This is a genomic window from Cetobacterium sp., from assembly GCF_051653945.1.
Classification (GTDB): Bacteria; Fusobacteriota; Fusobacteriia; order Fusobacteriales; family Fusobacteriaceae; genus Cetobacterium_A.
Genome location: NZ_JBOFXD010000119.1, coordinates 1 through 5463 on the forward strand (window position 1 = coordinate 1; position 5463 = coordinate 5463).

The following is a 5463-nucleotide window of genomic DNA, read 5'->3' on the forward strand; positions in this document are numbered from 1 at the left end:
CCACCTCATTAATTAAATATCACTATAATAGATTTACAAAAAAAATCGTATAATCCTCTATTAAATAAAAAAAAGAAAAAGAATACTTAATTTACTGGAGTTAAATAAGTTGAATGATATATAACTAAAAAACATTGTAAAAATGTTCTAAATACAATATAATCGTTTTATAAAAATAATAAACACGCGTTCATAAAACAATAGGGAGGGATAGTGTGAAGATAAATAGCACGAAGGTAGCTCAAATGGCTGGAGTTTCAAGAAGTACAGTTTCGAGAGTTATAAATAATTATCCCAATGTTCCTTCAGAAACAAGAGAAAAAATTTTAAAGGTTATAGATGAACTAGGATATATTCCAAATACAAGTGCTCAGGTTTTAGCTGGAAAAAAAAGTAAAACAATTGGACTTTTTATTTATGGAGATAATAATGATAAGAGTAAAATACTAGATAATGGATTATCTTTTGGTTACTACTTAGATTTTATAAATAGAACTTTAAAAGAGGCGTTAAAATCAGATTATCAACTGTTGGTTGATGTAATAAATGATAATAGTTTTTCTAAAATAGAATCTTTATATATTAACAGAGATATAGTAGGAGGAATATTTATAGGATTTAAAGAGGGGGATGAAAATATTCAAAAGATAATAAAACAACACTCGCCAATAGTATTAGTTGATTATCTTTCAAATCCAAATTGTGAAAATAAGGAAGTTTATTATATAAATACAGAAGACTTTAATGGAGCTAAAGAAGCTACTGAACATCTGATAAAATTAGGTAAAAAGAGAGTACTTCATATTTCAGGAGATAGGTCTAAACTTTCTGGAAGAGAAAGAGAAAATGGATATTTAGAAGCTATGAAAAAATTTGGGATAGTTCCAATGATTTATAATGGTAACTACTCTGATGAAAAAGCTACAGAGATAGTTATGGATTTGTTAGAGAAAAATATAGAGTTCGATGGAGTATTCTGTGCCAACGATAATATGAGTTATTGTGTAAATAATATTTTAAAAGAAAATGGAAAAGAGAATATTCCAATTATAGGATTTGATAATTTAAGAAATACAATCCCTTTGGGACTAATGTCAGTAGCTCCAGATATAAATAATTTAGCTAAAACAGCTGTGGAACTACTTGTAAATGATAAAGGAGAAAAGCAAAAGATTACTTTTGTAAAAACAACTTTGATAAAAGGATTAAAAGAGTATATAGAAGAGAGCTATTTAGACTAACAAGGAGGAAAGATGATACATATAAACAAGGAGAAAAAAGAGTTTCATTTACAAAGTTTAAATATGAGTTATATATTTAATGTCATGAAGAATGGGCAGTTAGGTAACTTATACTTTGGTAAAAAAATAAAACATAGAGAAAGTTTTTCTCATTTTTTTAATCAACCAGAAGTAGGAATAGGAATAATAGCTCATCATGAAGATGATCCTGGATTTTCTTTAGAGTATTATAAGCAAGAGTATCCATCGTATGGAACAACAGATTTTAGAAAACCAGCTTTTCAAATAGAGAGCAGTGATAAAAGTAGAATTACTGAGTTTGTATATAAAGGCTATAGAGTATATAAAGGAAAGGAAAAATTAAAAGGATTACCTTCAACTTATATGGAGAGTGAGGAGGAGGGAGAAACTTTAGAGATAGAGTTAGTAGATGCTCTTTTAAATTGTAAACTATTTTTGACATATACGGTATATAAAGATAGAGATGTGATTACAAGAAATGCAAGATTTGAAAATAATGGAAAAGAGAGTATAAATATCCATAGAGCTATGAGTTTTGCATTAGATCTTCCAGATTATAATTATGAGATGATACACCTTTCTGGAGCTTGGGCAAGAGAGAGATTTATAAAAAATAGAAAACTTGAGATTGGAAGTCAGTATATTGATAGTACTAGAGGAGCGAGTAGTGCTCATCAAAATCCATTTATAATTTTAAAAAGACCTGAAACAACTGAAAATATGGGGGAAAGTATAGGGTTTGCTTTAGTTTATTCAGGAAATTTCTTAGCACATGTGGAGGTAGATCATTTTGATGCAACAAGAGTTACTATGGGGATTAATCCATTTGATTTTAAATGGGAATTAGAAAGTGGGGAAAGTTTTCAAACTCCAGAGGGAATAATTGTATATAGTGATAAAGGTATGAATGATTTAAGTCAAACTTTCCATAAACTTTTCCGTGAGAGAGTTGCAAGAGGGGAGTGGAGAGATAAGGAAAGACCAATTTTAGTTAATAACTGGGAAGCGACATATTTTGACTTTAATGAGGAGAAAATTGTAGCTATGGCAGGAAAAGCAAAAGAGTTAGGATTTGAGCTCTTTGTTTTAGATGATGGTTGGTTTGGAAAAAGAAATGATGATAAAACATCTTTAGGAGATTGGTTTCCGAATTTAGAAAAATTGCCAAATGGAGTAAAAGGATTAGGAGAAAAGGTAGTAAAAGAGGGAATTAAGTTTGGACTTTGGTTTGAACCAGAGATGATTAGTAAAAATAGTAGATTATATGAGGAGCATCCAGATTGGATTTTAGGGGTACAAAATAGAAGATTATCAATGGGGAGAAATCAATATATATTAGATCTTTCAAAAGAAGAGGTCAGAGATTATATAGTAGATATTTTATCTGAAAGATTTTCAGAAGCACCAATAAGTTATGTAAAATGGGATATGAATAGAAATATGACAGAGATAACATATCAAGATTTGCCACATAAGTACATACTTGGATTATATGAAATCTTAGAAAAATTAACAACTAAGTTTCCACATATACTATTTGAATCATGTGCATCAGGAGGGGGAAGATTTGATGCAGGGATGTTACACTATATGCCACAAGTTTGGACTAGTGACGATACAGATGCAATAGTAAGACTCAATATTCAACATGGAACATCATTGGCTTATCCTTTAATATCAATGGGAGCTCATGTGTCAGATATACCAAATCATCAAACAGCGAGAAAGACTAGTTTGAAAATAAGAAATGATGTAGCGACTTTTGGAAACTTTGGGTATGAATTGAATCTTTTAGACTTTGATACTCAAATGGGAGAAGAGGTAAGACAGTATTTAAATTTTTATAAAAGCAATAGAAAACTTATACAGTTTGGAGATTTTTATAGATTAGAAAGTCCTTTTGAAGGAAATACAGCAGCTTGGATGGTTGTGAGTAAGGAAAAAGATGAGGCTTTAGTTGGACATTTTACAATTTTAGCTGAACCAAATCCAGGATATAATAAAAAAGTGATACTGAAAGGGTTAGATTCTGAGAAAAAATATTTAGTAAATGATGTATTTGAAGCTTATGGAGATGAACTTATGAGTGTTGGAATTGTATTTCCACAGCCAGAGAGATATTTTTCAAAGGATTCAGAAACTCAAGATTTTAAAAGTAGAATTTTTAAATTAAAAGAGATTAAATAAAAGCTCACGGGAGGAGTATCATGGTCAGTTTAAAAACAAAATTATCATACGGTTTAGGTGCTTTAGGAAAAGATTATGCTTGTGCAATAGTTTATATATTTTTAATGTATTATTTTACAGATGTTTTAGGTTTAGCACCAGCATTTGTAGGAACACTATTTTTAGTAGCTAGAATGTGGGATGCAATAAATGACCCAGCTATGGGGATGATTGTAGATAATACTCGAAGTAAGTGGGGAAAATTTAGACCCTGGATTTTAATTGGAACTCTTTTAAATGCTGTTACAGTAGTTGGAATGTTTACTAAACCAGAGGCATTTAGTGGAAAAAGTTTATATATCTATATATCTATTATGTATATTTTGTGGGGGATGACTTATACAGTTATGGATATACCATTTTGGTCTATGATACCAGCCCTTTCTGATGATAAAAAAGAAAGGGAGGAGATAGCAGTAGTACCTAGAATATTTGCAAGTTTAGCTTGGCTATCTCTTGGAAGTTTAGGGTTACCACTAATAGCATTTTTAGGAAAAGGAGATGAGGGAAGAGGGTTTTCATTACTATCACTTGGAATTGCAGGAGTATTTATTTTAACAACTTTACTTATGGTAACAAATGTAAAGGAGCAAATAAAAACTAAGAAAAATAGTGAAAAGATAAATTTAAAAGAAGCCTTTAGATTAATTTTGAAAAATGATCAATTGGTGGCGTTGATTGGAACAGTTTTAATGTACAACTTAATGGCTCAAATCTCAGGTGGAGTGGCAATATACTACTTTAAATATGTAATTGGAGTAGAGACGCTATTTTCAGTTTTCACTGGATTTTCAGGGTTAGCTGAGATAGGATCTTTAATGATGTTTCCAATTTTATCAAGAAAGCTAGGAAGAAAAAAGGTATTTTTCTTGGCATGTGCACTTCCTGTAGTTGGATTTTTAATGTTATTCATTTTTGGAAATGTAGCACCAACAAATGCAAGTTTAATAGCTTTAGCTGGAATAGTAGCAAAGCTAGGAGGGGGATTAACTTTAGGAATTTCAACAGTAATGTTAGCAGATGTTGTGGATTATGGTGAATTTAAATTTGGAAGTAGAAATGAAAGTGTAATTTTCTCAGTTCAAACGTTACTTGTAAAATCTGCATCAGCTATTAGCGGGTGGTTAATAGGAATGGGGTTATCACTGGTGGGGTATATTCCAAATGTAGCTCAAAGTGGTTCAGCTATAATGGGAATAAAATATTTAATGATAGTTTTTCCAATTTTACTTTCAATATTTGGATATGTGATCTACAAAAAATATTATAGATTAAATGATGAATATTATGATGAGATAGTTGAAGCTATAAAGGTTAAAAGAGAAATAGAGGCGTAAATGAAAAATGGTGTAGCTAAGTAGTTACACCATTTTTCTATGTAATAGAGTTATAATTTATCCTATAAAGATAGATGTGTTCAAATTTTCTAAAAGGTTTAGTCCAGTTCTGTTAGTTATTTTTTCAAAGAAAAAAGAACGGCTCAGATTTCCCATAACAACTAAATTAGATTTTCCTAGAGCAAAATAAAAATCTTTTAATGTATCATCTTTAGAATTAAAGTTTATAACATCTGCAGAAAGACCTTTATTTTTTAGAAGATCAACTAAATAGTGTTTTTCATAATTACAATTCCATGTAAGTATTGGAATACTATCTGTGTCAAGGTTAGGGAAAAGAGTTAAAAAATTATAAACACTTTTATTGATTTTAATTCCATCATTGGAAACAATTGAGATATTTTTAAAAGTTAGTGGTTTATTTCTCAAAATAATAATAGGTCTGTAGGCAATTTTTAATAACTCTAAAAATAGATCGTTTAAATATACACTTTGCTCTAACATAAGTAAGTCAGCAGTTTTTAGAAGAGTTTTAACTTCGTCTACTCCAACTTCAGATTGAACTATAAGCTCAGCTTCAATTTTGTATTTTTTTAAGGCTTCGTTTACTTGGGCAACAAAATCATCTTCCATCTCAT

The 5463-nt window shown here is 30.0% G+C and carries 4 protein-coding genes; 3 read left to right on the top strand and 1 reads right to left on the bottom strand.

The features are described 5' to 3' along the window. The first annotated feature begins 215 nt into the window (after positions 1-215). Genes ACRC8M_RS13315 through melB form a run of 3 tightly spaced genes read left to right on the top strand, consistent with a single transcriptional unit; the run spans position 216 to position 4825 of the window. Positions 216-1241, top strand: coding sequence for a LacI family DNA-binding transcriptional regulator (locus ACRC8M_RS13315; RefSeq protein ID WP_438529579.1), 1026 nt, complete (start codon positions 216-218; stop codon positions 1239-1241). 12 nt (positions 1242-1253) lie between these two features. Beyond that, positions 1254-3449, top strand: a complete 2196-nt coding sequence (locus ACRC8M_RS13320; protein WP_438529580.1) for an alpha-galactosidase — start codon at positions 1254-1256, stop codon at positions 3447-3449. 20 nt (positions 3450-3469) lie between these two features. Beyond that, positions 3470-4825, top strand: coding sequence for a melibiose:sodium transporter MelB (melB, locus tag ACRC8M_RS13325; RefSeq protein WP_438529581.1), 1356 nt, complete (start codon positions 3470-3472; stop codon positions 4823-4825). Between the two features lie 57 nt (positions 4826-4882). Here the strand turns inward: melB and ACRC8M_RS13330 are convergent. Beyond that, the coding region (locus ACRC8M_RS13330) for a hypothetical protein (protein WP_438529582.1) at positions 4883-5463 on the bottom strand (581 nt) is incomplete at its 5' end.